This is a genomic window from Dyella flagellata, from assembly GCF_030160275.1.
Taxonomy (GTDB): Bacteria; Pseudomonadota; Gammaproteobacteria; order Xanthomonadales; family Rhodanobacteraceae; genus Dyella_B; species Dyella_B flagellata.
Genome location: NZ_BSOA01000049.1, coordinates 140,616 through 165,093, shown reverse-complemented (window position 1 = coordinate 165,093; position 24,478 = coordinate 140,616). Strand labels below are relative to the sequence as shown.

Below are 24,478 nucleotides of genomic sequence, written 5' to 3'. Positions count from 1 at the left end.
CGCGATGCTGGGATTGTCATCCCAGCCTACGCTGTCATTCCAGCGTAAGAATGTACTTCCACTCGGCCGCATCCACCGGCATCACCGACAGGCGATTGCCTTTGCGCAGCAGCGTCATGCCTTCCAGCTTGGGGTGGTTCTTGAGCTCGTCCAGCGTGATGACGCGCTTGAGCTTGTTGACGAACTTCACGTCCACCAGCATCCAGCGCGGGTTGTCGCGCGAACTGGCGGCATCGAAGTACTTGCTCTTGGGGTCGAACTGGGACGGGTCCGGATACGCGTCACTGGCCACCTCGGCGAGACCGGCAATGCCCGGTTCGGCGCAATTGGAGTGATAGAAGAACACGCCGTCACCCACACGCATGTCGTCGCGCATGAAATTGCGTGCCTGGTAGTTGCGTACGCCGTCCCAGGCTTCGCGCTTCTTGCGCTTGAGGTCGTCGATGGAAAAGGTGTCCGGTTCGGACTTCATCAGCCAGTACTTCATGCGCCATGACCTCCTGGGGTGTCTGCGCGGCAATCGATAAGTTCGCGGTCGGTGGCGATGAAGTCCAGCGACACGTCCCAGCGCTCGGGGGCGATCTCGGGGAGTTCCTGGAAATCGTAGGCAATCCCCACCAGCAGGGGTTCGGTCGGGCGCAACTGATCCTTGAGGAAGGCGAAGCTGCGATCGTAGTAGCCGCCGCCATAGCCCAGGCGGTTGCCGTGACGGTCGAAGGCGAGCAGGGGGACGAACACCAGGTCGAGCTGGAACGGTGCGAACCATTCGTGCGGCGTCACCGGCTCGGGGATGCCGAAGCGGTTGGGCTGAACCGGGTCGCCGGCCGACCAGGGGGCGAAGCGCAGCAGGTTGTCCTGCCCGATGAGGGGCAGCAGGAATTGCTGGCCGCGTGTGGCCAGGGGCGGAATGACCAGGTTGAGCGGCAGCTCGCCGTCGCAAGCCCAGTAGCCGGCAACGCGCTTGTCAGTGTGGTATTCGGGCAGGTGCTCCAGGCTGCGCCGCAGGCCTTGGGCGGCGGCGATGCGCTGGGGAGGGGGGAGGGCGCGGCGGTGTTCGGCCAGGCGCTGGCGTAGTTCACGACGTCGTGCGGCGGTGTCCACGTCGCGCGTCTCCTCAGGGTGGGGTGCCATCCGGCGTCCCCCGTTGCCCGGACGCCGCCTGGGCGGCGTCCGGGTGGGAATGGGGTGGCGTAAACCGCGATGCCGCTGCCCACCAAACGACCTTGATCCAATGGGATCAGGTGGGAGGGAAATTAAGGCCTCGAGGCTTTCCGCACGCGGCGGACATGCGCAACAGCCTTAAGTAACCGTCCCGGGTCGTATATAGGAACAAGGCAATATGTAAGAGTGTGCTGGCGCACACCGCAGAAAACGCCGAGGACTATTTTAGTTGCGCATCCAGTGCGGCTTCAAGCTTGCGGCGCAACGTAGCCAGTCCGTCGGCGATGTCGGATTCGGCAACGTTCACGCTGGTGTTGCTAGGCTGCTTCTGCAACTGCAGGTATTCATGCGTGATGCTGATCGCCGCCAGCACCGCCAGGCGGTCGAAACCGGGCGTCTTGGCATGCGCGCGCAGCTCGCGCATCTTGCGATCCAGAAAACTGGCCGCTTCCAGCAGGCCGTCGCGTTCTTCCGGCGGACACGCGATCAGGAATTCGCGATCGATCAGGCGCAGCGAGACGGGTTCGTTGGTAGACATGCTGATGACGTCAGCCATTGTTCTCGAGTGCCTTGAGTCGTTGAATCATCGCTTCAACCCGACTGCGCGCCTGTTCGTTGCGTGCCAGCAGATTCGCGCGCTCGTTCGCCAACTGTTCCTGACTATGGCGCAGGCTGCGGTTTTCTTCGCTCAGCCGATGGACATGGTCGATCAGCCGGTCCAGCTGTTGGCTCAGGGCGGCTAGCTCGTGCTGGGCGTCGGGGGTCTTCATGCGGCGAACTATATCAGGACGCCGGAAGAAATCTGTGGGCTGGATGGCCCAACTATGGTGGTGCATTAAACTTGTGCCTTGAACGTTAATGGAGACCGCGATGACCGCCCCCGAATCCATCGGACACGACGAACTGGACGAGGTCGTTGCGCACCTGCGATTGTCCATCCGCGCCAGTGAGTTACATGGTTCTTTATGTGGCTTGCTGGCCGCCCATGGACGGCCGGGCAAGCGCTCGGTGCTAGGCGCCTTGCATCTCGAACCCGGCAGCGACAGTGTGTCCGATTACGACCAGGACGTGCTGGATCAAGTGGCCCGGCAAAGCGAGCAGGAACTGGCCGACCCGGAGCTGGGTTTCGAACCCCTGCTGCCGGCGGATGATCGCCCCTTGCCCGAACGTGCCGATGCCCTGGTGGATTGGTGCCGCGGTTTCCTGGGGGGCTTTGGCCTGGGCGGTCCGGGCGCGCATGGGCGCCTGTCCGACGAGGGCAAGGAAATTTTGCGCGACATCGGCGCCATCGCTTCCTCTTCGCTCGATTTCGGCAGCGAAGAGGAAGACGAGGACGCCCTGATCGAGGTGCACGAATTCGTACGCATGGGCGCCATGCTGCTGTTCACCGAATGCCATATTCCCGGCCCGTCTTCCCGCGGCAGCTTGCATTGAACATCGCCCCCGAGGAATTCACCCGGCGCCGCCGGCAGTTGATGAAAATGGCCGGGGACGACGCGGTGGTGCTGATCGCCACCGCCCCCGAGCGCATGCGCAATGCCGATGCTGCATGGCCCTACCGCCAGGATTCGGATTTTCATTATCTCTCCGGCTTTCCCGAGCCCGATGCGGTACTAGCGCTGCTGCCGGGGAGGCAGCACGGTGAGGTAGTGCTGTTCTGCCGCGAGCGCGATGTGGAACGCGAGCGCTGGCACGGCCCGTTCATCGGCACCGAGCGCGCGGTGGCCGATTACGGCATGGACGATGCGTTTCCGATCGACGACATCGACGACATCCTGCCCGGCATGATCGAAGGCCGCGCGCGCGTTTATTGTCATTTCGGGCGCGAGCCGCAATTCGACGCGCAATTGCTGGGCTGGATGCGCCGCTTGCGCCAGCTGCGTGGCGGCGGCGTGGTACCGAAAGAATTCGTGGCGCTTGGCCATCTGCTGCACGACCTGCGACTGTACAAATCGCGCGCGGAACTGAAGCTGATGCGCGCCTCCGCTGCCATCGCCGCGGAGGCGCATTTGGCCGCCATGGCGATGGCACGCGCTGGCCGGCACGAATACGAAGTGGAAGCAGAGCTGTTGCGTGTGATGCGCAGTCGCGGCGCGGTGGCGGCGTTCCCGCCTATCGTCGCAGGTGGTGTGAATGCATGCACCATGCATTACCAGGCGAACCGCGCGGTGCTGCACAACGGCGATCTGCTGTTGATCGATGCGGGCGCGGAACTGGAATGCTATGCCTCCGATATCAGTCGCAGCTTCCCGCTCAGCGGTCGCTTCAGCCGTGAGCAGCGCGCACTCTACGAAATCGTGCTCACGGCCCAGCAGGCCGCGATCGACGAAGTGCAGCCTGGGCGTTCGTACAGCACGGCGCATGACGTAGCGGTGCACGTGATCACCGAAGGCTTGTGCGCGTTGGAGTTGATCAAGGGCGACCCTGCCGAAGCCGTCGTGCTAGGCAGGTACAAGCGGTTTTTCCCGGCCAAGACCAGTCATTGGCTGGGGCTCGACGTTCATGATGTGGGCGACTATCGAGTCGATGGCGAGCCACGCATGCTTGAGCCGGGCATGGTGCTTACGGTGGAGCCGGGTATCTACATTGCGCCGGATGACACGAGCGTACCGGAAGCATGGCGTGGCATTGGCATTCGCATCGAGGATGACGTGGCGGTGACGCGCGATGGCAACGAAGTGCTGACGGCGGATGTGCCCAAGCTGCCGGAAGAGCTTGAGGCATTGCTGGTTGGGCGATAGATGCGGCACTCGTGCAGCAATGTTCCGCCCTTTCACCGGAATGACGATAAGGCAAGATGTAGCTGTGATGGCATGCCAACTTCCCAGGCCGGTCCAGCGAATGTCGCACGCTTGCAACCTTGACCACGCAGCATCGTGCAGCGTCGTCCAAGCGCAAACAAGGAACGCAGCATGACCTCGATGAGCCGTCGCCGATTCCTGCAACTGCTGGGCAGCACCACGCTGGCCTCGATGCTCCCGGCCAGCATCGCGCGCGCCTTGGAGATTCCGGCCCATCGACGGACCGGCACGATCGAAGACGTCGAGCACATCGTCGTGCTGATGCAGGAAAACCGTTCCTTCGATCATTATTTCGGCTCGCTGAAGGGCGTGCGTGGCTTCGGCGATCCGCGGCCGGTGAATCTCACTACCGGCAGCTCCGTCTGGCATCAGCCTGACGGCACGAGTTACGTGCTGCCGTTTCATCCGACCGCGCCGGATCTGGGGCTGCAATTCCTCGAAGATCTCGCCCACGACTGGACCAGTACGCACGCGGCATGGAATGGCGGCCAGTACGATCAGTGGGTGCCGAGCAAAGGCACCACGACCATGGCGTATCTGACGCGCGATGACATTCCTTACCACTACGCACTCGCCGATGCGTTCACCATTTGCGATGCCTATCACTGCTCGGTGATGGGCCCGACCGATCCGAACCGCTACTACATGTGGACGGGCTGGGTGGGCAACGACGGCGCGGGTGGTGGCCCGGTGGTCGACAACGCCGAGGCGGGCTACGGTTGGTCGACGTATCCGGAAGCCCTGCAGAACGCGGGCATCAGTTGGAGGATCTACCAGGACGCCGGCACCGGTCTGGACACTGCCGGTTCCTGGGGTTGGACCAACGACGCTTACATTGGCAACTACGGCGACAATTCGCTGCTGTATTTCAACCAGTACCGCAATGCGCAGCCGGGCAGCCCGCTTTACCAAGACGCCAGGACCGGCACGAATATTTCCGCCGGCGGTTCGCTGTTCGATCAACTGCGCAGCGACGTGCTGGCCGACAAGCTGCCTCAGGTGTCGTGGATCGCTGCCCCGGAGGCGTACACCGAGCACCCCAACTGGCCGGCCAACTATGGCGCGTGGTACGTCTCGCAAGTCCTGGACGCGCTGACCAGCAACCCGGACGTCTTCAGCAAGACCGTGTTGTTCATCACCTATGATGAAAACGACGGCTTCTTCGATCACATGGTGCCACCCTGTGTGCCGCCTTCGGATAGCCAAGGGCAATCCACCGTATCGATCGCCAATGAAATCTTTCCTGGCAACATCTATTACCCGGCAGGACCGTATGGCCTCGGGCCGCGCGTACCGATGATCGTGGTGTCGCCCTGGAGCAAGGGGGGCTGGGTGTGCTCGGAAGTGTTCGATCACACTTCGATCATCCGTTTCATCGAACAGCGCTTCGGCGTAGCTGAAGCCAACATCACGCCCTGGCGCCGTACCGTGTGCGGCGATCTGACTTCGGCGTTTGATTTCTCCAAGCCGGATCGCGCGCAAACAGCGCTGCCGAGCACCCAAGCCTATGTGCCACCGGATGATCTACGCCATCCCGATTATTCGCCAATGCCGCCTGCGAATCAGGTGCTGCCGGCACAGGAGCAGGGCGTAAAGCCCTTGCGAGCGCTGCCTTACGACCTGCACGCAAACGGTCGCTGCGGGGATGGGGCGCTGCACATCGATTTCCAGAATGAAGGACGCGCGGGCGCCTGTTTCCACGTTCGTTCCGCGCATGCTTCCGATAGTCCTGGCTACTACACCGTCGAGGCGGGAAAAACGCTTGCCGCCACGTTGGCTGCACAAGGCGCTTACGAATGGAACGTGTATGGCCCCAATGGCTTCATGCGCAGCTTCAAGGGCGACAGCACCTCTCGCAAGACCAGCCTGCAGGTCGCATGCCGCTTTCAGCGCGAACAAGGCGGCTTGATCCTCGTCCTGGCCAACGCAGGCCATGACTTCTGCAACGTGACCGTTGAAAACCTATATAACGGCCAAGCCCTGACCTACCAGCTCAAGCCAGGCGAACATGCTGAGAGGCATTGGTTCTTGGGCGACAGCTACGGCTGGTACGACCTGATCGTGCGGGCCGATGCGGAAGCCGGGTTTGTGCAGCGCCTTGCGGGGCACGTGAAGACAGGTGAGTCGAGCGTGACCGATCCGGCGATAGGGCAGACGCGCTGGCTGAAATACCAGCGGCTTTGAGGGCCGGGGAGCAGCTCTGCGCCTTCCCCTATCTATGCAGTGGAGGGTGCAGTGTCATCGCGCTGCGTCAGCTCGCGGCAAAACACTGCTGTCTGTTCGTCCATCGGAAAGCATGACTCGATATGCAAGTCTTCAATCGTCACGTCGCGTGGCGTGCCGAACGTGGTGATGGCCGAAAAGAAGCTTAGCTGCTGATCGTCCACCCGAAAGATGGTCGTCAGCAGTGGCGAAGGTGCTGCGCCGAGGTCCCGTATGCGCCAATGCATCGGTACCCCGGGATAGGCGAGCGCTTCGTCCAGCAAGTCGCGTGCGACCTTGTCGGAGGGGGCGGCGGAAACCACGTCGTGCAGATGTCGGATCAAATCACCCGCCACGTCTTCCCAGTTGACGATAGCCGAGCGCAGATCAGTGGGGTCGAAGATCTGCCGGATCATGTTCGCATGCGGGCTCGCGGCGCCGCGCAATACGAAATTCGCCACGCGTGCGGCGGCGCGGTTTGCCATCAGGATGTCCCAATGGCGGTTGAGCAAAAAGGCGGGGTAGGGCTCCTGCTGTTCGAGCATCAGTTCGATGGCGCGACGCACCTGGGCCATGGCCGGTGTGCTTAGCGAGGTTTCCGGAAACTTCGGTGCGTAGCCCGCCGCCATCAGCAAGGCGTTGCATTCGCGCAGCGGCATGTCCAGCGCGTCCGCCAGGCGCAGCACCATTTCGCGGCTGGGCTGCGCCTTGCCGGTTTCCACACAGCTGAGGTGGCGTGCCGATACGTCCGTTGCCAGCGCCAGGTCCAGCTGGCTCAGCCGCCGGCTGGCGCGCCATTCGCGTAACAGATGGCCGATGTGGGGAGCATTGGTGCTGATCGTTTTGGCGTCCAAAGCTGCGGCACTGGTGGGGATGTAGCCGGATGCTAAACCGCGCCATGCTGGAAAGCCATGACCTCTCAGGTCATGCGGACATGACCTTACGCGTCATTGATCGACTGCACTGGGGAGCAAATCATGTCGCCATCCAATCACCGCGGGAACATGACATGCAACGCAGAGCCTTCTTGCAACTCAGTGCCGGTCTGATCGCTTCGGGCGTGCTAGCTGCCTACGCACCTCGTAGCCGGGCAAGCAGCCAGGTCACGGATGAAAAGCGCTTCCACGCCAGCCGGAGGTTCCTGCAGACATCGTTTGGCCGCATTGCCTACATGGACCGTGGCACGGGTGAAGCCGCGCTGTTCCTGCATGGATTTCCGTTGAACAGCTTCCAGTGGCGTGGCGCGCTGGATCGCCTTTCGCCTTACCGCCGCTGCATCGCTCCGGATTTCATGGGCCTAGGCTATACCGAGGTGGCCGAGGGACAGAGCGTGGCGCCCGACGCGCAAGTTGCCATGCTGATAACACTGCTGGACTCGCTCGGTATTACCGCGGTGGACTTGGTTGGAAGCGACAGTGGCGGCGCTGTCGCCCAGCTGTTCGTAACGCGGCACCCCGAACGAGTCCGCAGCCTGCTGCTCACCAATTGCGATACGGAACACGAAAGTCCACCGGCAGCCATGCAGCCAGTGATCAAGCTGTCGCATGAGGGTAAGTTCGTGGATCAATGGCTTGCACCCTGGCTGGCGGACAAGCGATTGGCGCGTTCGCCGCAAGGTATCGGCGGCATGTGTTTCGCCAATCCGGCTGATCCTACGGATGAAGCCATCGACTGCTACTTTGCGCCGCTGGTGAGCTCGCCGCGCCGCAAAGCGCTGGTGCATGCCTACGCGATCGCTCTGGAGCACAACCCGCTGCAGGATATCGGTCCTGCGCTGCGTCGCTGCAAGGTTCCTACACGCATCGTGTGGGGTGTGGACGACACGATCTTTTCGCTCGCCGGAGCCGAGTATCTGGACAAGACGATGGGCAATTCGCGCGGCGTACGGCGATTGCAAAATGCGAAGCTGTTTTATCCGGAGGAGCGGCCGGACGTGATTGCCGAGGAGGCGAAGAAGCTCTGGGGGATTGCCGCCTGATGAGTATCTAGCCCAGTTCCGATACACCCCCAATAGACCTTATCGTCATTCCGGCCTCCGCCGGAATGACGATGGGGCAAGGTCCGCATTTTTAGTATGTGACGAAACTAGGCTTACGGCGGCAACTGCTCTTTCCTCCGATGCGCCTCATCCGTCGCATGCACTTCGTACCACATCGCATTCAACACGGCGAAGGCGCAGGCCAGGCCCAGTCCCAGTACCCAGGTGAAATACCACATTGTTGGCTCCTCAGTAACCGTTATGCGAATGCTTTACGTCTTCCAACAGTACGCGCCCACGCATCACGCGATAGACCCAGCTGGTGTAAACGATGATGATGGGAAGGAATATCACCGCCGCCGCGAGCATCAGCATCAGGGTGCCATGGCTGGATGAGGCATCCCAGATAGTGAGGCTGGAACCTGGGTCGAGCCTGGACGGCAACAGAAAGGGAAACAGTGAGAAGCCGGCGGCAAGGATGGTGCCGGAGACCATCAGGCTGCTGCACAGGAATCCCAGCAGGTTCAGCTTGCCTACCGTCCACTGCACGCCGATCGCACCGAGAATGCCCACCATCGGCGCTGCCCAGAACCAAGGGTGCAGCATGTAGCTGGTAAACCAGCTGCTGCCTACGGTTACATGCTTGAGCAGCGGATTGGATACGCCGTCGGTCACGACCGGGCCGATGACAGTGAAGCCGGGAATGCCGTAACCCAGCCAGATGCCGGCGCCGACGAAAGTGATGGCATAGGTCAACGCCATCCAGCGAGCGATCCTTGCAGCGCGTTCCGCGATGGTGTGGTCGGCACGATATGCCACCCAGCAAGCGCCGTGCGTGAGCAGCATGGCGATGCTTACCAGGCCGGCGAGCAGGGCGAAGGGATGCAGCAGGTCGAAGAAGCCGCCCTGCCAGCTCATGTATAGATCGTCATCGAAGCGAAACGGCAGGCCCAGGAACAGGTTGCCAAAGGCGACGCCGGTGATCAGCATCACCACGAAGCCGGAAAAGATCAGCGCGCCATCCCATACTGCGCGCCAGCGTGCATCGTGCACCTTGCCGCGAAAATTGAAACCTACCGGCCGCAGTATGAAGGCGAGCAGCACCAGCGCGAGCGCCAAATACAAGCCTGAAAATGCCGTGGCATACAGAATCGGCCACGCGGCGAAAATGGCGCCGCCGCCGACAATGAACCATACCTGGTTGCCTTCCCAGGTCGGTTCGATGGTCTGAAGCAGTACGTGCCGTTCGTGCTCGTTGCGACCCAGCACGCGTAGCAAGGCGGCGACACCGAAATCGAAGCCGTCCATGAGCGCAAAACCGATCAGCAAGGCACCGAGCAGTACCCACCAGATCACCCGCAAGCTCGTCATATCGAACACAAGCGTTCTCCTTAGTGCGCGCTTACCGTGCTTTCAAGCGGTGCCGCCGCGGCCGGCCAGATGCCGAGTTCGTCCGGTCCCTTGCGCGCGTACTTCAGCATCAGCATGACATCGACGATCGCGAGCAGGGTGTAGAACAAAACAAAGCCACCCAGTGAAGTCCATACTTGTCCGGCCGATACCGAGGACACACCCAGGGCCGTCGGCAGAATGCCTTCGATCGCCCATGGCTGCCGACCGTATTCGGCCACGATCCAGCCAAGTTCGGTGGACAGCCACGGTAGCGGCAGGCTATACAGCGCCAGTCTCAGATACCAGCGGTAGCTGTCGAGCCGCCGCTTGCTGGCCAGCCAGAATGAGCACGCGAACAGCGCAATGAAATAGAAGCCGCAGGCGACCATGATGCGGAACGCCCAGAACAGCACCGGTACGTTGGGAATGGTGGATTCGGCCGCCTTGTCGATGTCGCTGGAAGTCGCCCGGCGCGGGTCGGCAACGTAGCGCTTGAGCAGCAGGGCATAGCCCATATCCCGATCGAATTGCGCCAGGGTGGATTTTGCCGCGGCATCGTTGGGATCCTTGCGCAGCGTCAGCATGGCATCGTAAGCCTGGATTCCGTTGCCGATCTTGCCCTTGGTATCTTCCACCAGGTTGTTGATGCCGAGGATGGGCTTGTCCAGCGAACGCGTGCCGATCAAGCCCATGAGCCAGGGGATGTGCACGGCGTAATGGGTGGTGCGGTTGGGCACATCGGGTACGCCGAACAGGGTGAACGAAGCCGGCGGCGGCTCGGTTTCCCACATGGCCTCGATCGCCGCCATCTTCATCTTCTGGTTTTCGGAGACGGCGTAGCCGGACTCGTCGCCCAGCACCACCACGGACAGCGCCGCGGCAAGGCCGAAGCTTGCAGCAACCGTCATGGAGCGACGCGCGAAATCCACATTGCGTCCGCGCAGCAGGTACCAGGCGCTGATCGACAGCACGAACATGGAGCCGATCACATACCCTGCGCTCACGGTGTGCACGAATTTCGCCTGGGCTACCGGATTGAACAGCACGTCGGCAAAGTGGGTGACTTCCATGCGCATCGTCTGCGGATTGAACTGGGCGCCGACCGGATTCTGCATCCATGCATTGGCGATCAGTATCCACAACGCCGAGAGGTTGGTGCCCAGTGCAAGAAACCACGTCACCAGCAGGTGGCCCAGACGCGATAGACGCTTCCATCCCATGAAGAACAAGCCGACCAGCGTGCCCTCCAGGAAGAACGCCATCAAGCCTTCGATGGCCAGCGGAGTACCGAAAACATCGCCTACATAGTGCGAGTAATAAGCCCAGTTCATGCCGAACTGAAATTCCATGGTGACGCCGGTGGCGACGCCCATGGCGAAGTTGATGCCGAACAGCACGCCCCAGAACTGCACCATGCGCTTCCACACTTCGCGGCCGGTCATCACGTAGACGCTTTCCATGATTGCCAGGATCCACACCAGGCCCAGCGTGAGCGGCACGAACAGGAAGTGATACAGCGCCGTAAGCGCGAACTGCAGGCGCGAGAGGGTGACGACGTCCGGATCGATCATCATGGCTTGGCTTCCGATGGGGTGTGCGCAGCAGGGGCGAGCAGCCGCTCGACCGCGGCGGGGCGGGTATCTGCGTGCGGATAATGCGTAGACACGTACCAGCCAAGCAGCGAGAGCAGTACCAGTTTGGCGATGACGATGAGAACGAGTTCGGCACTCAGCCGGCGCAGCGGATTGCGCGGCGAAGCAGGGTGGATGCGTTGCGGCGGCATGTGCATGATGCAGGCTTGCTACCAGCTATGACATCGGCGTCAAGCATAGCGCCGTTTGTTGGCTGGCGTCGTGCGCTATCTCGCCGCAGCGGCGTTCTCAAGCCTCGGGGAATGGGCACGCGGGATCTAGTTTCAGTAGGCTGGGATGAAATCCCAGCCTATGCGGCTCTTAGCTCAGCTCAGCGCTGCGAATGCATTGCGAGTAAGGTTTTCCGGGGCGCCGTCCGTGCACGCCACATCGTCTTCGATGCGAATACCGCCATAGGGGCGCAACGCTGCCACCTTGTTCCAGTCGATATCGTTTGAAACCGGCTGGGCGCGCAATGATTCCAGCAGCATGTCGATGAAGTACAGGCCAGGTTCGATGGTGACCACCATGCCCGGCTCCAGTACGCGTGTCATGCGCAAGTAGGGATGGCCTTCCGGCCGCGCAATGAAACCGCCGCTTTCATCCACCTGGAAGCCGGCGACGTCATGCACCTGCAAGCCGATGGGATGGCCAAGGCCGTGTGGGAAGAATGCGGAACTTACCCCGGATTGCACGGCGCTCTCCGCACTCATGCGGATCAGACCATGTTCGCGCAGCACCTCGGCCAGCGTGTGGTGCGCATGGATGTGCAGTTCCGAGTAGCTCTGGCCCGCTTGCACCTTGGCCGCGAAACCCTGCTGGGCGCGCTCGACGCTGTCGATCAGGGCTTGGAATTCCTGGTGGCCGGCGGAGGCATGCGTGCGCGTGATATCGCTGGCGTAGCCGGACTTGCTGGCGCCGGCATCGATCAGAAACGAACGATGCTGTTGCGGCGGCGTGCGGTCGAAATGGGTGTAATGGAGCACGGCGCCGTGTTCGTTGAGGCACACGATGTTCGAATAGGGCAATTCCGCCTCGGTCTGGCCGGCCGCGGCGAGGTAGGCCAGCTGGATGCCGAATTCGCTTTCGCCTGCGCGGAAGGCTTGTTCTGCCGCGCGATGCGCGCGTGCGCCGATGCGGTTGGCTTCGCGCATCAGCTCCAGCTCGTACGGCGTCTTGTAGCTGCGATGCCAGTGCAGGTAATTGACCACGGCGGGCGGATTATTGGCCTCCACGCCTTCGATGCTCGGGCATTCCGGTGCGATCACCGCGCGCCTGCCCTGAGGAAGCAGCGCCACCGCTTCGGCGTTAGTGCGCACGGTGGTGATATCGAACTGGTCCACCCAATAGCCGCTAGGCGCTGCTGGCACTACGTGCCAGTAGTCGTGTGGCTGCACGAAGATCAGCTTCGGCTTGCCGCCCGGCGTGTACACCACCCAACTGCCTGGCGCATCGGTCAGCGGCAGCCAATGGCGGAAATGCGGGTTGGCGACAAAGACATAGTCCTGGTCGTCGAGGAATTTTCTGAGCGGCATGCTGGCGGCAATCAGCAGATGGTCGAAGCCGCCGAGCGTCAGCGCCTTGTCCGCGCGCTGGCGCAAGCTGATGATGTGTTGGGCATACAGGGGCGCGAGAGCTTGGCTCATGCTTTTAAGTCCGGGGATCAGGCTCGAGCCCGAGAGTGTAATCCCCAAGCTGCGTTCGCTAAGCGATCAAGCTTGCCGCAGCCAGCGTTCCAGCTGCGTTGCGTCGGCACTGGCGATGGCGATGATCCGGTAGCCGGACCAGATCTGCCCGGGCGTGGCGGCCGGCTCATGCCACTGCTCCTGAATGCCGATCTCGATAGTCGGCATGCCGCCGTCATGCGTGGGCAGGGGCAGGCTTACCTGGTAGACGACTTCGCTGCGCGGTGCGTGCCGGCTGATCAGTAGCATGCCGTTGCTGGAAAGGTTGCCCAGCTGGCCGAACGGCTGGCCGGTGATCACATCCGTGACGTTGACGATATGGTTGGGCCGTTTGCGCGGGGCGCGGCGCTGCTCGTTCATGAGTGGGTCTCGGGCAGCAACGGCGCGGGACGCCGCAAGTTGCTGGTCAGGGCGTGCCAGGCGCGGTCGAGCAGGTTGTCTTCTTGCGGCGGCAGCTCTCGCACGCGGCCTTCCGCAATCGCGCGTGCCAGTTCCTGCAGGTTCATTACATCGCTGCGTTGGCCGCGGCGATTCACGAACAGGCTGTTGCCTGAGATGGGCGAGAACCAGGCCAGCTTTTGTTGCGCGGCAGCGCCGCCAGCCGGATCGGTGAATTCGAACCAGGTGCCGAACGGCAGCTGGCGCAAATGGTTGAAGATGCGGGCTTCGCGTAGGCCAAGCGGCGGTACGACCGCAGCCTGGGTGGCTGGCGAGGCTTCCTGGTTGCGCTGCTCGCCCAGGCGCTGGCGCTGTTTGAGCCGGATCGCCAGATCCGTCGCGCTGGGTGCATCGACGAGACGCGAGGGCGGTGGCTGAGGTTTGGCTTCCTCCAGCGCGGGAGTCGCCATTGGCGGTGCTGCCGGCTCGGACTTCTCGTCGAGGGCGGCCTCAGCGGTGACGGCTTCGGCAATCTCCGCGGGCGGCGGCGAGGGCGCGATCGAGGCAGGCATCTGCGCGCTGATCAAACGCTGCGCGACCTGCTCGGCTTCATCCGCCGGCATGCCGATCTGCTGCAGGCCGTTTTCCACTTCCTGCCGCAGTGCCAGCGGGTCTTGGATCGGGAACTGTCCCAGCAGCTGATCGGTTATGCATAACTGATGCAGGAAGGCTTCGCTGTGTTCCTCATGACGTAGCAGGCTCAAGGCGAGCACGTCCGTCCAGGCGCGCTCAAGCAGCGTGCGCAGCAAGCCCCGGGGTGAGACGACCGCAAAGCGTTCGGCCATCAGCTCACCGGCACGTCGGCGAGCCTGCTCCAGCCGTTCGCGGCCTTGCATGGCTTCGACATGCCGGCGTTCTGCCGTCTGTGCCTTGCGCATCAGCTGCGTCAGGTGATGGTCGATATCGGCCAGCAAGGTGGTGTAGAGCCCGGCAGTCGGCGGCTCCTGCTGGGCGCGGTCGACGAGCTGGCTGAGCTTGGCCAGCAGGTGTTGATCGGTTTCGCCGTTCGGACCTTGCAGCCAGGTGTCGATGGCGTCGGCCAGCTTGCCCAGCAGTTGGCGTGCTGGGTGTTCGCTTAGATTGAAAAAGTCGCGATCGGCGACCGCCATCCGCAATAGCGGCAGTTGCAGGTTGCCTAGCAGGGCGTGCGCATCCGGGCCATGGTGCAGTTGCTGGACGAGTTGTTCGAACAGCATGGCTACCAATTCCACCGTGTCGCCTTGCTCGGCCGTCAACTGCATCGGCGCGGCGCCGGGCGGCAGGCCGAGGTTGAGCTGGTACAGCAGTTCTTCTTGCAGACGCTGAGCGCTGCGCAGTTCGCGGCTGGTACGGTCGGTGACTTGCACCATGTGCTGCTGCAACGCGGACAGCGCGGTCTGCAGTTCTTCTGGTGTCGCAGTGCGATCAGCCGCGGCAGGTGTCATGCCCGAAGCTGGCATGCGCTGCCGTGTCAGCATGTCGCGCAGTGTTTCCAGTACGGCGATCGGCTCGCTGCCATGCCGCTGCTTGGCGGTATTTGTAGGGGCTGCAGCAGGACCTGCGCCGATGCTTTGTGAGCCTGCGTGGGTGGGACCGTGTGCGATCCGCGTAATGGCGAACGCGCGCAACCGGGGCAGAATCCCTTCTTCCAGCAGCTTGGCGTTGATGCCTTCGTACAACGAAACCAGGGTACGGCCGACGCTGCCGTCGAATTCCTGCAACAGCAGCAGGCGATGCTCAATGGGCAGGTTCAATGGTTCGCTGGCGGCACGCAGGATGCGCGCCATGTTCTGCGGCCCGGGGGGCAATTGCGTGCCCTCCAGTGGTGGTGCGCCCACCAGCACTGCCAGGCGATAAGACAGCTCAGATAGGATCGGCCCATTTTGGGCCTCTGCGCGCGCTGCGAGCGTATCGAGCGCGGCAGTAAGTTCGTGTTCGGTGCGATCCAGCAGGGTCAGCGAGTGCAGATTCAGCGCGCCCGAGGCAGCTTGCTCGTCTTCCTGCGGGCTCATCCGCTCGAAGCTTTCGCGCAGCCTGGCGGCGAAGGATTCGATGAAGGCCGTGCGCCCTTTGCGTAGCAAATGGCGGCTGTCGAAGCACTGCTGTTGATCGAAATGATTGCGTGATTGTTCGGCCCGTTCGTAGAGACGTTTGTCGAAGCGGTCCAGGCATAGCCGCAGGGTGGGTTCCGCCCAGTGGTCGCACAGCATGCAAGCGGCTTCGATCAATTTGCGCGCGCGCAGGGGCATCTGTTCGAGGTCGATAGGGCGACCTCCAGACGCAGGCGACGGACTGACCCTCGGCTCGACATCCATGACCTGAAATCCCCACGAGTTCCCCGTAAGGCAAGTGTAAGCCTGTTCCGAGGCGCTGGTATAGGTTTTGTGAAATGCACCACATTTTTTACACCGTCTAAGCCAGGAAGCCTCCGATGACGTCGTTGAGAAAGCGTTGTCCCAGGGGGGTGGTCCTCAGATGATCGGGGTCATCTTCCAGCCAGCCCTTGCGGCGGCTGGCCGCCAGGCGCTCGGCAATTTGCTCCAGCGGCAGCCCGGTGCGGGCGCTGAAATCTTCCAGCGGCACCCCGTGGATCAGGCGCAAGGCATTGAGCATGTATTCGAACGGCAGCTCATCCGTCGGCACCGCCGTGTGAGCGCCTAGGCGCTCCGGCTGGCTGGCGGCCTCCAGGTAGGCATTGGGATGGCGGACCTTCCAGCGGCGCCAGATCTGTCCGGATGAGGCGTCGGTGAGCTTGCCATGGGCTCCGGCACCGATTCCCAGGTAATCGCCGAAGCGCCAGTAATTGAGGTTGTGCTGGCAGCGCCGATCCGGCTTGGCGTAGGCGGAAATTTCATACTGGACGTATCCCGCTTCGGCCAGCCTCGTTTCGCAGGCTTCCTGCATCGCCCAGGCGTCGTCGTCGTCGGGCAACGGCGGCGGGTGCGCGGCAAACACCGTATTGGGCTCCAGCGTGAGCTGGTAATGCGAGATGTGCGCCGGCTGCAGGGCCATGGCGCGCTCCACGTCGTCCAACGCGCCGGCCAGGGTCTGCTCCGGTAGCGCGTACATCAGGTCCAGATTGATATTGCCGATGCCGGCATCCTGGGCCGATTTCACCGCGGCCTCCGCCTCGGCCGACGAGTGGATGCGACCCAGGCGCTTGAGCTTGGCGTCATCAAAGCTCTGGACACCGAAGGAAATGCGGTTGACGCCCGCGGCCAGATAGCCGTCGAAGCGCCCATGTTCGACCGTGCCGGGATTGGTTTCCAGCGTGACTTCGCATGCGTCGGCAAACGGAAGCCGCACACGCGCGCCGTCGAGGAAGCGGCCGATCAGTTCCGGTGTGAACAGGCTGGGGGTGCCGCCGCCGAAGAACACGCTGATGATCGGCCGATCCTGCAGCGCGCCACCGAAGTCGCGCAGGTCGGCGTCCAGATCCGCCAACAGCGTGTCCACATACCGTGCATAAGGCGGTTCACCGCGCAAGCCGTGCGAATTGAAATCGCAATAGGGGCATTTCTTCACGCACCACGGCATGTGGACGTACAGCGCCAAAGGTGGTGCGATCAGGGGCATATCAAGCGTGTCGTTCAGCGATGCGTGCGTGCAGTTTTGCCAAGGCCTGGCCGCGGTGACTCAAGCGATTTTTCACCTCGGGCGCCAATTCGGCGGCGCTCAGGCTCTGGTCGTGTGGCAGGAATAGCGGGTCGTAGCCGAACCCGCGAGCACCGCGCGGCCCCTCCAGCACGCGCCCCTGCCAACGGCCTTCCGCAATCAGTGGGGCGGGATCTTCCGCATGCCATAGCAGGGCAAGTACGCAGATAAAGAAAGCGCCGCGTTGTTCCCCCGCGACGCCTTCCAGTTCGCGCAGCAGGCGTACATTGTTCGCCTGCGCATCGCCATGGCCGCCGCTGTAGCGCGCGGAATACAGGCCGGGCGCGCCGCGCAGATGCGCCACGCATAGTCCGGAATCATCCGCTAGCGCCGGCAAGCCAGTGACCTGCGCAGCGTGGCGCGCTTTCAGCAGCGCGTTTTCGACGAAGCTGAGGCCGGTTTCCTCGGCGTCTTCCACGCCCAGTTCGGCTTGGGGAATCACCTCGAACTGGCTGTCGGCGAGCAAGGTGTTGAATTCGGCGAGCTTGCCGCGGTTGCTGCTGGCTAGAACGATGCGTTGCATATCAGGGAGCCAGCGCCGCACGCTGCAGGCCGACCAGCTCGGCGATGCCTTTCTCGGCGAGGTCCAGCATGGCGTCCATCTCGCTGCGACGGAACGCGTGGCCTTCGGCCGTGCCTTGCACTTCGATGATGCCGCCGCCGTCGTTCATCACCACGTTCATGTCGGTATCACAGTTGGAGTCTTCGTCGTAGTCGAGGTCGAGCACCGGCATGCCCCGGTAAACGCCGACCGAGATCGCCGCGACCGCGCCGATGATGGGGTTGCGTCGCAGGTTTTCGCGTTTCATCAGCACGTTCACCGCGTCGACCAGCGCCACATACGCGCCGGTGATGGCGGCGGTGCGTGTGCCACCGTCGGCCTGGATCACGTCGCAATCGAGCGTGATCACGCGTTCGCCCAGCGATTGGCGATCCACGCAGGCACGCAAGCTGCGGCCTATCAGGCGCTGGATCTCCATGGTGCGCCCGCCCTGGCTGCCGCGTGCGGCCTCGCGCTGGGTGCGGGTGGAGGTGGCGCGCGGCAGCATGCCGTATTCGGCCGTTACCCAGCCCTCGCCTTTGCCGCGCAGCCAGGGTGGCACGCGGTCTTCCACGCTGGCGGTACACAGCACGCGCGTATCGCCGAAAGCGACCAGCACGGAACCTTCGGCATGGCGGGTGTAGTGGCGCTCGATGGTGACCTTGCGTAACTGGTCACTGGCGCGGCCGCTCGGACGGGACACTGTCATAGGTTTATTTGGGCAACGGGAGGCAGGACAGTTTACCATTGCCCCCTTTCATCACCTTCCAGCCCTAGGGTTTTCCATGATTCGCAGCATGACCGCCTATGCCTCCGCCGAAGCCGTCTCCGCCGCCGGGACGCTGACGTGCGAATTGCGCGCGGTCAACCATCGCTACCTGGAACTCAGTCCGCGCTTGCCCGAAGACATGCGGGTTTTCGAATCCGCGCTGCGTGAACGCATTGCAAGAGGGCTGTCGCGGGGCAAGGTGGATGTGATCGTGCGCCGGGGCGAGTCGCGCGGAGAATCGCTGCAGGTGGACGGCGTGCTGGTAAGTCGCCTGTCCGAGCTGGCGCTGGAAATGGAAGCGCGTTTCCCGCGCATGCGCATCGAATTCACCGAGCTGTTGCGATTTCCGGGTGTGCTGCAACACGCCGAAGCGGATCAGGACGCACAGCAGGCTGCCCTGCTGGAAGTGCTCGATCGCGCTTTGCAGGGATTGACCGCCACGCGCGAACGCGAAGGCGCCAAACTGGCCGACATCCTGCGCGAGCGATTGGACGCGATCGAGCGCATCGTGGCCGATGTGCGGAGCTGGATGCCGGAGATCCGCGCCGCATTGCGCTCGCGGCTCGATGCGCGTCTGGCCGATCTTAAGCAGCCCGCCGATCCGGGGCGGGTGGAGCAGGAATTGGTGCTGCAGGTCACGCGCTCGGACGTGGACGAAGAGCTGGATCGCCTGAGCACGCACATCACCGAAACGCGCCGTGTGCTCGGCCTGAAGGAACCGGTGGGCCGGCGCCTGGACTTCCTGATGCAGGAATTCAACCGCGAAGCCAATACTCTGGGCTCCAAGTCCGTGGACGCACGCACCACCAATGCCGCCGTGGAATTGAAAGTGCTGATCGAACAGATGCGCGAACAGGTGCAGAACATCGAATGAGCGCGCCTACTTTCACCACGCAAAGCGCCGAAGGCACGCTATTTATCGTGGCGGCTCCCTCCGGCGCGGGCAAATCGACGCTGGTGAACGCGCTGCTTGGGCGCGAACCGGGGATTTCGCTGTCGATCTCCCACACCACGCGCCCGCCTCGCCCGGGTGAGCAATACGGGCGCCATTACTACTTCGTCGAGCGCGCGGATTTCCAGCGCGAGGTGGCCGAGGGCATCTTTCTGGAGCACGCCGAGGTGCATGGCAACTTCTACGGCACCTCGCGCACGACCGTTCAGGAGCTGCTCGGGCAAGGGCGGGATGTCTTGCTGGAGATCGACTGGCAGGGCGCCGCCCTGGTGCGCAAAGCCAAGCCGGATGTGGTGAGCGTGTTCATTCTGCCGCCGTCGCGAGCTGAACTGGAACGCCGGCTGCGCGGGCGCGGCTCGGACAGCGATGAGGTGATCGAGCGGCGGCTGCGCAATTCCCGCGGGGAGATCGCCCATGCCCACGAATTTGACTACATCATCGTCAACGACCGGTTCGAGGACGCGCTGGACGGCCTGCAGGCCATCGTGCGTGCTGTGCGCCAGGGCAGTGCGTTGCAATGCCAGCGCCATGAGGGCCTGCTCCGGGAACTCTTGACCGAAAGCTGAACGCTAACCCTGGATTACTGTACCGGCTAGGATAGCATTGGTTCGCCAGTTCAGTTAACTTCTCCCTTTTCCCGCCTCCCCCCGGCCATGATCGATACCGTCCAAGCCCAACCCGAGGATCGTGCACTGGTGCGTGTCCGTGGCCTTACCACCAGGCTCAACGGCAAGACCGTGTTCGATCAGCTGGACCTGGATATCCCGCGTGGCAAGGTCACCGCCATCATGGGCCCCAGCGGTACCGGCAAGACCACCCTGCTCAAGCACATCACTGGGCAGATGCGCGGCGATGCGGGCGAAGTGTGGGTGGATGGAAAGAATGTGGGAGAGCTGTCGCGCGACGCGCTGTTCGAGCTGCGGGAGCGGATTGGCTACCTGTTCCAGAACTCCGCGCTGCTTACCGATTTCGACGTGTTCGAAAACGTGGCGTTTCCGTTGCGCCAGCACACCCGGCTGCCCGAGGTGCTGATTCGCAACATCGTGCTGACCAAGCTGCAGGCGGTGGGCTTGCGCGGTGCGGCTTCGCTGATGCCCAGCGAGCTGTCCGGTGGCATGGCCCGACGCGTGGCGCTGGCGCGTGCGATCGTGTTCGATCCCATGCTGATCCTGTACGACGAGCCGTTCGTGGGCTTGGATCCGATTGCGCTCAATCAAGTGCTGAAGCTGATTCGCACGCTCAATGAAACCCTGGGCCTGACCAGCGTGCTGGTGGCGCACGAGTTGGAGGCGATCAAGCAGGTGGCCGACGTGGTTTACCTGATCGCCAACGGCAAGGTGGTGGCGCAGGGCGATCCGAAGACGATTGCCGGCAACGGTTCGTCCTGGACCCGCCAGTTCTTCGGCGGCGAAGCGGACGGCCCGGTGCCGTTCCAGTATCCGGCCGACGATTACGGCCAGGCCCTCGGTTTCAAACAAGGTGCTGTATGAGTGCGCGACTAGGGCACGAAAACGTCGTGGTCGGCTCGCTGGCGCAGATCGGCCGCTGCGGCCTGTTCTTGCTGCGTATCCTGACCGCCATTCCGCGCAGTTTCCGCCATGTGCGCGAGACGGTGCGCCAGCTGTGGTTCGTCGGCGCCATGAGCCTCACCATCATCATGACCTGCGGGCTGTTCATCGGCATGGTGCTGGGGCTGCAGTTGTATCACGTGCTGTCCATTTTCGGCGGCACCTCGGCCACCGGTTCCGTGGTCGCCCTGGCGGTGTACCGCGAGCTGGGGCCGGTGGTGACTGCCTTGTTGTTTGCGGGGCGTGCGGGGACCTCGGTTACCGCCGAAATCGGCCTGATGCGTGCGACCGACCAGATCGCTGCGATGGAAATGATGGCGGTGGACCCGATCGCCTACGTCGTGGCGCCGCGCTTCCTGGCCGGCCTGATCGCGATGCCGCTGCTGTGCTGCGTGTTCTGCGGCCTGAGCATTTTCGGCGGCCACCTGGTCGCCGTGGATTGGCTGGGCGTGGACAATGGTACGTTCTGGTCGAACATGACGGCCAACGTGAAAGTCTGGGACGACGTGATCAATGGCCTGATCTGGAAGAGCCTGGTGTTTGGCGGCGTGATATCGCTGATCGCCGTATTCCAGGGCTACACCACGCCGCCGACCAGCGAGGGCGTGGCCTATGCCACCACCCGCACCGTGGTGGCTTCGTCGATCGCCGTGCTTGCGCTGGACTTCGTGCTCACCGCCTTCCTGATGTGACCTTTATGACCCATTGCTTTTTGCTGAGGACTTTGCCGTGAGCCAGAGAAAATCCTATGCCGCCGGCACCGGCCTGTTCATCGTGCTCGGTTTCGCTGCACTGGTTTACCTCGCTACGCAGACGACCTCGGTCGTCAACAGCCACCAGGGTGCGAGCTACACCGTCGACGCGCAATTTGCGAACGTCGGCCAGCTGAAGGAGCGCGCGCCGGTGAAGGTGGCGGGCGTGCGCGTCGGCCAGGTGCAGTCGATCACCCTGTTGCCGGGCAAGGACGTGGCGGACGTCAAACTCTCGATCGACCGGAAATTCAACCAGGTTCCGGCCGATTCGACCGCGGTGATCTACACCAGCGGCCTGCTGGGCGACCAATACGTGGGCCTGCAATTTGGCAGCGCCAAGAACTACCTGGCGGACGGCGGGCATATGACGCTGACCAAATCGACGCAGCCGCTGGAGGAGATGCTCGGCAAGTTCTTCGGCGCCGGCGGCACGGCCGATGCTTTCGGCGGCAGCTTCAAGGTCACCGCGCACTTCACCAACATCGGCACGCTGTCGGTGGGGGCGCCGGTGAAGATGGCGGGCGCGGCCATCGGCAGTGTGTCCGAGGTGAAGGCCGATCCGGTCAAGCTCGACGCTACGGTGACGATGGCCATCAACAATCGATACAACCAGATCCCGGACGATTCGGCCGCCGCCATATTCACCAGTGGTTTGATCGGCGGCCAGTATGTTGCGATCCAGCCCGGCGGCTCGCCCAATTCGCTCAAGGACGGCGACCAGCTCGTGCTGACCCAATCGGCGGTGCAGCTGGAGGATTTAATCGGCAAGTTCCTGGTCAATGGTTCATCCAGCGGCAATAACGCCGGTGGCAACGGTTCATCCAATCAGCCTGCCGGCAAGCACTGAGCCGGCTTTACGAGGAGTCATCCATGTTGCGTCATCTGGCTATTGCCACCGCCATCGCTCTGGGCAGCGTTGTAGCCGTCGCGCCGGCTTTTGCGCAGAGCGCATCCAGCGCGCAGCCGTCCAGCGCTTCGTCGCCGCAGGCCGTCGTGGAGGACATCACCCATCAGCTCGATACGCAGATCGCCGATCACAAGGGACAACTGCAGAACAACAAGCCCAAGCTGGTCGCCGTGATCAACCAGATCTTCCTGCCGCATTTCGACACCGACTGGGCGTCGATCCTGGTGCTGGGCATGCATGCGCGGGAAGCATCGCCGGAACAGCGTGCGCGCTTTGCCAAGGCGTTCTACACCTCGCTGACCAACCGCTATGCGGAAGGCCTGCTGAGCTACACCAAGGGCACCGTGAAGGTCCTGCCGTTCAATGGCGAGGTCAATCCGAAGTACACGGTGGTGAAGACCCAGGTGACCACCGACGACCAGAAGCAGATCGCGGTGAACTACGTGTTCCACCAGACCAATGATGGTCAGTGGAAGGCGTATGACGTGATCATCGAAGGTATTTCCTACATCACCAACTACCGCAACCAGGTCGATGCCGAGATCAAGAAGGAAGGTCTCGACAAGCTGATCGCCGAGCTGGAAACGCAGGGTGACAAGGCGTTGCAGCAGATGGAACAGCAAGACAAGGGCAGCAAGGCCCATGGCGCCGACTAAGTCAGGTGATTTCCGGGTGAATGCCGACGTGCCGGGTACGGTATCCGTAGCCGGTACGTTGAATTTCGCCACGGCGGCGAATGCGCTGGCGGCGATGCGCAGTGCGTTTGCCAAGAACGACCGCAATACGCTGGATCTAGCGGGTGTGGATAGCTGCGATAGTGCGGGTTTGGCTTGCGTGCTGGCGGCCCTGTCCGAAGCCGATCAGGGCGGGCGCCGAGTGGTGGTATCCCATGTGCCGGCTGGCATGAAGGCGCTTGCGCAGGTTTGCGGGGTGGAGCCGTTGTTGCACTGACGCCGGCGCTGCACGGACAGACATGAAAAACGGGGCTTGCGCCCCGTTTTTCATGTCTGTAGCCAATGGCCGTTTATTGGTTGCCGCTGGAAGGCTTGCCGGAGTTGTTCTGCTGCTTTTGCTTCTGCTCCCACTGCTGCTGTTCCTTGAGCAGTTCGGCAGGATCGAAGTTTTGGTTCTGGTTGTTCGAGCCTTGGCCTTGCTGCAGCTTCAGCATGACATCGGCCGGCGGATTGCCGTCGTAAATCTTGTTCAAGCGGTTCTGGCGCCAAGCATCGCGTACGAAGGCGTAGGGATCGTAGGCGGTTTGCAGGAAGCTGTCGGCGTCGAGCAGCTGCGCACGCATCTGGATGAAGTAGACCGCCTCGGGAATGTAGTACTGGCCCCAGTGGATCTTGTGGTTGCGCTCGAAATAGCTGATCGGGTCGAACAGGTAGCCGTCCACCGGATACTGCCAGACGTCGCGGAAGGTCGAGGGGCCCAGCAGGGGCACCATCAGGTAGTCGCCCTCGGGTACACCCCAGCGGGCCAGGGTGATGCCGAAGTCGGTTTCCTTGAGTGGAATCTGCATCTTCGTGGCCGGGTCGAAGAAGCCGGCCACGCCCACCGTCATATTGATCAGGAAGCGGCCGGTGTCCGTCATCGCATCGCTGGGGCGGGCCTGCAGCAGATTGTTGGCAATGCTGATCGGCAGCTTGATGTTGGTGAAGAAGTTGCTGACCGAGGTTTGCACCGGCTTGGGCGTGACCTTGGTGTAGCCCACCGCCACCGGCCGCAGCACGTGCTTATCCAACGCCATGTTGAAGGCATAGCTCTTGCGGTTGAACTTCTCCAGCGGATCGTCGGTACGAGGCGGAGCAATGGCGCAACCAGCCAGCAACGTGAGCATGGCGAGCGCAGGTACAAGACGGCTGAGTGCGGCAAGACGGGGCAGGGCAGGCATCAGGGGGTCCGCTGCAAAAGGTGGGGGGATGACAAATGTGTACTTCCTAGTTCTGTATTGTGCACGGATTACCCAAAAGTTTCGAGCTGGCGTGCGACGGGCGGGCATGATAAGAGTGACTCGCATTGCCAGCCAAGTGGCTGACCGATAAACTGTAAGGCCGTATAAAGGAAG

Annotated in this window: 27 protein-coding genes and 1 other RNA gene; 11 read left to right on the top strand and 17 right to left on the bottom strand. The window is 62.6% G+C overall.

Annotated elements, in window-relative coordinates; genetic code table 11:
* Positions 1-34: 34 nt before the first annotated feature.
* From QQJ96_RS20900 to QQJ96_RS20880, 5 genes are all read right to left on the bottom strand, one after another.
* Positions 35-487, bottom strand: coding sequence for an EVE domain-containing protein (locus QQJ96_RS20900; RefSeq protein WP_284333960.1), 453 nt, complete (start codon positions 485-487; stop codon positions 35-37).
* Positions 484-1,101, bottom strand: coding sequence for a 5-formyltetrahydrofolate cyclo-ligase (locus tag QQJ96_RS20895; protein ID WP_284334050.1), 618 nt, complete (start codon positions 1,099-1,101; stop codon positions 484-486). Before QQJ96_RS20895 ends, QQJ96_RS20900 begins: the two co-directional genes overlap by 4 nt.
* An 87-nt stretch (positions 1,102-1,188) precedes the next feature.
* Positions 1,189-1,374, bottom strand: a non-coding RNA gene (gene ssrS / locus QQJ96_RS20890) — 6S RNA.
* Positions 1,375-1,381: 7 nt separating this feature from the next.
* The gene (locus tag QQJ96_RS20885) at positions 1,382-1,699 is read right to left on the bottom strand and encodes a cell division protein ZapA (RefSeq protein WP_284333959.1); all 318 of its coding nucleotides are present in this window, start codon (positions 1,697-1,699) and stop codon (positions 1,382-1,384) included.
* Positions 1,700-1,709: 10 nt separating this feature from the next.
* Positions 1,710-1,931 (bottom strand): TIGR02449 family protein, encoded by a 222-nt coding sequence (locus QQJ96_RS20880; RefSeq protein ID WP_284333958.1) that lies wholly within the window; start codon positions 1,929-1,931, stop codon positions 1,710-1,712.
* Positions 1,932-2,031: 100 nt separating this feature from the next.
* Here QQJ96_RS20880 and QQJ96_RS20875 point away from each other — a divergent pair, with 100 nt between their 5' ends.
* The 3 genes from QQJ96_RS20875 to QQJ96_RS20865 all read left to right on the top strand — a co-directional run bounded on the left by QQJ96_RS20875 (position 2,032) and on the right by QQJ96_RS20865 (position 6,146).
* Positions 2,032-2,595 (top strand): UPF0149 family protein, encoded by a 564-nt coding sequence (locus QQJ96_RS20875; RefSeq protein WP_284333957.1) that lies wholly within the window; start codon positions 2,032-2,034, stop codon positions 2,593-2,595.
* Positions 2,553-3,902, top strand: a complete 1,350-nt coding sequence (locus tag QQJ96_RS20870) for an aminopeptidase P N-terminal domain-containing protein (RefSeq protein WP_284333956.1) — start codon at positions 2,553-2,555, stop codon at positions 3,900-3,902. The genes QQJ96_RS20875 and QQJ96_RS20870 overlap by 43 nt, the downstream gene beginning before the upstream one ends.
* Before the next feature lie 171 nt (positions 3,903-4,073).
* Positions 4,074-6,146: a phosphocholine-specific phospholipase C gene (locus QQJ96_RS20865; RefSeq protein ID WP_284333955.1), complete on the top strand. Its 2,073-nt coding sequence runs from the start codon at positions 4,074-4,076 to the stop codon at positions 6,144-6,146.
* 32 nt (positions 6,147-6,178) lie between these two features.
* Here QQJ96_RS20865 and QQJ96_RS20860 read toward each other — a convergent pair whose 3' ends face one another.
* Entirely contained in the window at positions 6,179-7,018 is an 840-nt protein-coding gene (locus QQJ96_RS20860) for a helix-turn-helix domain-containing protein (RefSeq protein WP_284333954.1), read from the bottom strand.
* 155 nt (positions 7,019-7,173) lie between these two features.
* Here QQJ96_RS20860 and QQJ96_RS20855 point away from each other — a divergent pair, with 155 nt between their 5' ends.
* Positions 7,174-8,142, top strand: a complete 969-nt coding sequence (locus QQJ96_RS20855; RefSeq protein WP_284333953.1) for an alpha/beta fold hydrolase — start codon at positions 7,174-7,176, stop codon at positions 8,140-8,142.
* A gap of 113 nt (positions 8,143-8,255) precedes the next feature.
* On the opposite strand, the gene cydX is transcribed toward QQJ96_RS20855, so the two are convergent.
* The 10 genes from cydX to rph form a co-directional block, all read right to left on the bottom strand.
* Positions 8,256-8,381: a cytochrome bd-I oxidase subunit CydX gene (gene cydX / locus QQJ96_RS20850; RefSeq protein WP_284333952.1), complete on the bottom strand. Its 126-nt coding sequence runs from the start codon at positions 8,379-8,381 to the stop codon at positions 8,256-8,258.
* 10 nt (positions 8,382-8,391) lie between these two features.
* On the bottom strand, positions 8,392-9,513 hold the full coding sequence (gene cydB / locus QQJ96_RS20845; protein WP_284334049.1) for a cytochrome d ubiquinol oxidase subunit II: 1,122 nt from the start codon (positions 9,511-9,513) through the stop codon (positions 8,392-8,394).
* Positions 9,514-9,533: 20 nt separating this feature from the next.
* Positions 9,534-11,105 carry a cytochrome ubiquinol oxidase subunit I gene (locus tag QQJ96_RS20840; protein ID WP_284334048.1) on the bottom strand — a complete coding sequence of 524 codons (1,572 nt, stop codon included), beginning with the start codon at positions 11,103-11,105 and terminating at the stop codon, positions 9,534-9,536.
* Positions 11,105-11,323, bottom strand: coding sequence for a hypothetical protein (locus tag QQJ96_RS20835; protein WP_284333951.1), 219 nt, complete (start codon positions 11,321-11,323; stop codon positions 11,105-11,107). Before QQJ96_RS20835 ends, QQJ96_RS20840 begins: the two co-directional genes overlap by 1 nt.
* Positions 11,324-11,491: 168 nt before the next feature.
* The gene (gene pepQ / locus QQJ96_RS20830; RefSeq protein WP_284333950.1) at positions 11,492-12,811 is read right to left on the bottom strand and encodes a Xaa-Pro dipeptidase; all 1,320 of its coding nucleotides are present in this window, start codon (positions 12,809-12,811) and stop codon (positions 11,492-11,494) included.
* A 66-nt stretch (positions 12,812-12,877) separates the two neighbouring features.
* Entirely contained in the window at positions 12,878-13,210 is a 333-nt protein-coding gene (locus QQJ96_RS20825) for a PilZ domain-containing protein (protein WP_284333949.1), read from the bottom strand.
* Positions 13,207-15,582, bottom strand: coding sequence for a DUF1631 family protein (locus QQJ96_RS20820; RefSeq protein WP_284333948.1), 2,376 nt, complete (start codon positions 15,580-15,582; stop codon positions 13,207-13,209). Before QQJ96_RS20820 ends, QQJ96_RS20825 begins: the two co-directional genes overlap by 4 nt.
* 97 nt (positions 15,583-15,679) lie before the next feature.
* On the bottom strand, positions 15,680-16,843 hold the full coding sequence (gene hemW, locus QQJ96_RS20815; RefSeq protein WP_284333947.1) for a radical SAM family heme chaperone HemW: 1,164 nt from the start codon (positions 16,841-16,843) through the stop codon (positions 15,680-15,682).
* A gap of 1 nt (position 16,844) precedes the next feature.
* Positions 16,845-17,444 carry an RdgB/HAM1 family non-canonical purine NTP pyrophosphatase gene (rdgB, locus tag QQJ96_RS20810; protein ID WP_284333946.1) on the bottom strand — a complete coding sequence of 200 codons (600 nt, stop codon included), beginning with the start codon at positions 17,442-17,444 and terminating at the stop codon, positions 16,845-16,847.
* A gap of 1 nt (position 17,445) precedes the next feature.
* Positions 17,446-18,171: a ribonuclease PH gene (gene rph, locus QQJ96_RS20805; protein WP_284333945.1), complete on the bottom strand. Its 726-nt coding sequence runs from the start codon at positions 18,169-18,171 to the stop codon at positions 17,446-17,448.
* 76 nt (positions 18,172-18,247) lie between these two features.
* On the opposite strand from rph, the gene QQJ96_RS20800 reads away from it, so the two are divergent.
* From QQJ96_RS20800 to QQJ96_RS20770, 7 genes are all read left to right on the top strand, one after another.
* Complete coding sequence (locus QQJ96_RS20800; protein ID WP_284333944.1) at positions 18,248-19,105, top strand: YicC/YloC family endoribonuclease; 858 nt, start codon at positions 18,248-18,250, stop codon at positions 19,103-19,105.
* Entirely contained in the window at positions 19,102-19,749 is a 648-nt protein-coding gene (gene gmk / locus QQJ96_RS20795) for a guanylate kinase (protein ID WP_284333943.1), read from the top strand. Before QQJ96_RS20800 ends, gmk begins: the two co-directional genes overlap by 4 nt.
* An 87-nt stretch (positions 19,750-19,836) precedes the next feature.
* A complete protein-coding gene (locus QQJ96_RS20790; protein WP_284333942.1) occupies positions 19,837-20,673 on the top strand; it encodes an ABC transporter ATP-binding protein in 837 nt (278 codons plus the stop codon).
* The gene (gene mlaE, locus QQJ96_RS20785; protein ID WP_284333941.1) at positions 20,670-21,443 is read left to right on the top strand and encodes a lipid asymmetry maintenance ABC transporter permease subunit MlaE; all 774 of its coding nucleotides are present in this window, start codon (positions 20,670-20,672) and stop codon (positions 21,441-21,443) included. Before QQJ96_RS20790 ends, mlaE begins: the two co-directional genes overlap by 4 nt.
* A gap of 37 nt (positions 21,444-21,480) precedes the next feature.
* A complete protein-coding gene (gene mlaD / locus QQJ96_RS20780) occupies positions 21,481-22,350 on the top strand; it encodes an outer membrane lipid asymmetry maintenance protein MlaD (protein WP_284333940.1) in 870 nt (289 codons plus the stop codon).
* Positions 22,351-22,373: 23 nt separating this feature from the next.
* Complete coding sequence (locus tag QQJ96_RS20775; protein ID WP_284333939.1) at positions 22,374-23,066, top strand: MlaC/ttg2D family ABC transporter substrate-binding protein; 693 nt, start codon at positions 22,374-22,376, stop codon at positions 23,064-23,066.
* A complete protein-coding gene (locus QQJ96_RS20770) occupies positions 23,053-23,361 on the top strand; it encodes an STAS domain-containing protein (protein ID WP_284333938.1) in 309 nt (102 codons plus the stop codon). Before QQJ96_RS20775 ends, QQJ96_RS20770 begins: the two co-directional genes overlap by 14 nt.
* A 73-nt stretch (positions 23,362-23,434) precedes the next feature.
* Here QQJ96_RS20770 and QQJ96_RS20765 read toward each other — a convergent pair whose 3' ends face one another.
* Complete coding sequence (locus tag QQJ96_RS20765; RefSeq protein WP_284333937.1) at positions 23,435-24,304, bottom strand: MlaA family lipoprotein; 870 nt, start codon at positions 24,302-24,304, stop codon at positions 23,435-23,437.
* Positions 24,305-24,478 lie beyond the last annotated feature (174 nt).

Excerpts from the sequence above, each read along its gene's own strand:
- QQJ96_RS20855 (WP_284333953.1), top strand. The coding sequence starts at position 7,174 with ATGCAACGCAGAGCCTTCTTGCAACTCAGTGCCGGTCTGATCGCTTCG.
- gmk (WP_284333943.1), top strand. The coding sequence starts at position 19,102 with ATGAGCGCGCCTACTTTCACCACGCAAAGCGCCGAAGGCACGCTATTT.
- QQJ96_RS20885 (WP_284333959.1), bottom strand. The coding sequence starts at position 1,699 with ATGTCTACCAACGAACCCGTCTCGCTGCGCCTGATCGATCGCGAATTC.
- cydB (WP_284334049.1), bottom strand. The coding sequence starts at position 9,513 with ATGACGAGCTTGCGGGTGATCTGGTGGGTACTGCTCGGTGCCTTGCTG.
- QQJ96_RS20880 (WP_284333958.1), bottom strand. The coding sequence starts at position 1,931 with ATGAAGACCCCCGACGCCCAGCACGAGCTAGCCGCCCTGAGCCAACAG.
- QQJ96_RS20770 (WP_284333938.1), top strand. The coding sequence starts at position 23,053 with ATGGCGCCGACTAAGTCAGGTGATTTCCGGGTGAATGCCGACGTGCCG.
- QQJ96_RS20820 (WP_284333948.1), bottom strand. The coding sequence starts at position 15,582 with ATGGATGTCGAGCCGAGGGTCAGTCCGTCGCCTGCGTCTGGAGGTCGC.
- QQJ96_RS20870 (WP_284333956.1), top strand. The coding sequence starts at position 2,553 with ATGCCATATTCCCGGCCCGTCTTCCCGCGGCAGCTTGCATTGAACATC.
- pepQ (WP_284333950.1), bottom strand. The coding sequence starts at position 12,811 with ATGAGCCAAGCTCTCGCGCCCCTGTATGCCCAACACATCATCAGCTTG.
- mlaE (WP_284333941.1), top strand. The coding sequence starts at position 20,670 with ATGAGTGCGCGACTAGGGCACGAAAACGTCGTGGTCGGCTCGCTGGCG.
- QQJ96_RS20875 (WP_284333957.1), top strand. The coding sequence starts at position 2,032 with ATGACCGCCCCCGAATCCATCGGACACGACGAACTGGACGAGGTCGTT.
- cydX (WP_284333952.1), bottom strand. The coding sequence starts at position 8,381 with ATGTGGTATTTCACCTGGGTACTGGGACTGGGCCTGGCCTGCGCCTTC.
- QQJ96_RS20775 (WP_284333939.1), top strand. The coding sequence starts at position 22,374 with ATGTTGCGTCATCTGGCTATTGCCACCGCCATCGCTCTGGGCAGCGTT.
- QQJ96_RS20765 (WP_284333937.1), bottom strand. The coding sequence starts at position 24,304 with ATGCCTGCCCTGCCCCGTCTTGCCGCACTCAGCCGTCTTGTACCTGCG.
- QQJ96_RS20800 (WP_284333944.1), top strand. The coding sequence starts at position 18,248 with ATGATTCGCAGCATGACCGCCTATGCCTCCGCCGAAGCCGTCTCCGCC.
- QQJ96_RS20900 (WP_284333960.1), bottom strand. The coding sequence starts at position 487 with ATGAAGTACTGGCTGATGAAGTCCGAACCGGACACCTTTTCCATCGAC.
- QQJ96_RS20835 (WP_284333951.1), bottom strand. The coding sequence starts at position 11,323 with ATGCACATGCCGCCGCAACGCATCCACCCTGCTTCGCCGCGCAATCCG.
- rph (WP_284333945.1), bottom strand. The coding sequence starts at position 18,171 with ATGACAGTGTCCCGTCCGAGCGGCCGCGCCAGTGACCAGTTACGCAAG.
- QQJ96_RS20840 (WP_284334048.1), bottom strand. The coding sequence starts at position 11,105 with ATGATCGATCCGGACGTCGTCACCCTCTCGCGCCTGCAGTTCGCGCTT.
- hemW (WP_284333947.1), bottom strand. The coding sequence starts at position 16,843 with ATGCCCCTGATCGCACCACCTTTGGCGCTGTACGTCCACATGCCGTGG.
- QQJ96_RS20865 (WP_284333955.1), top strand. The coding sequence starts at position 4,074 with ATGACCTCGATGAGCCGTCGCCGATTCCTGCAACTGCTGGGCAGCACC.
- QQJ96_RS20790 (WP_284333942.1), top strand. The coding sequence starts at position 19,837 with ATGATCGATACCGTCCAAGCCCAACCCGAGGATCGTGCACTGGTGCGT.
- QQJ96_RS20825 (WP_284333949.1), bottom strand. The coding sequence starts at position 13,210 with ATGAACGAGCAGCGCCGCGCCCCGCGCAAACGGCCCAACCATATCGTC.
- rdgB (WP_284333946.1), bottom strand. The coding sequence starts at position 17,444 with ATGCAACGCATCGTTCTAGCCAGCAGCAACCGCGGCAAGCTCGCCGAA.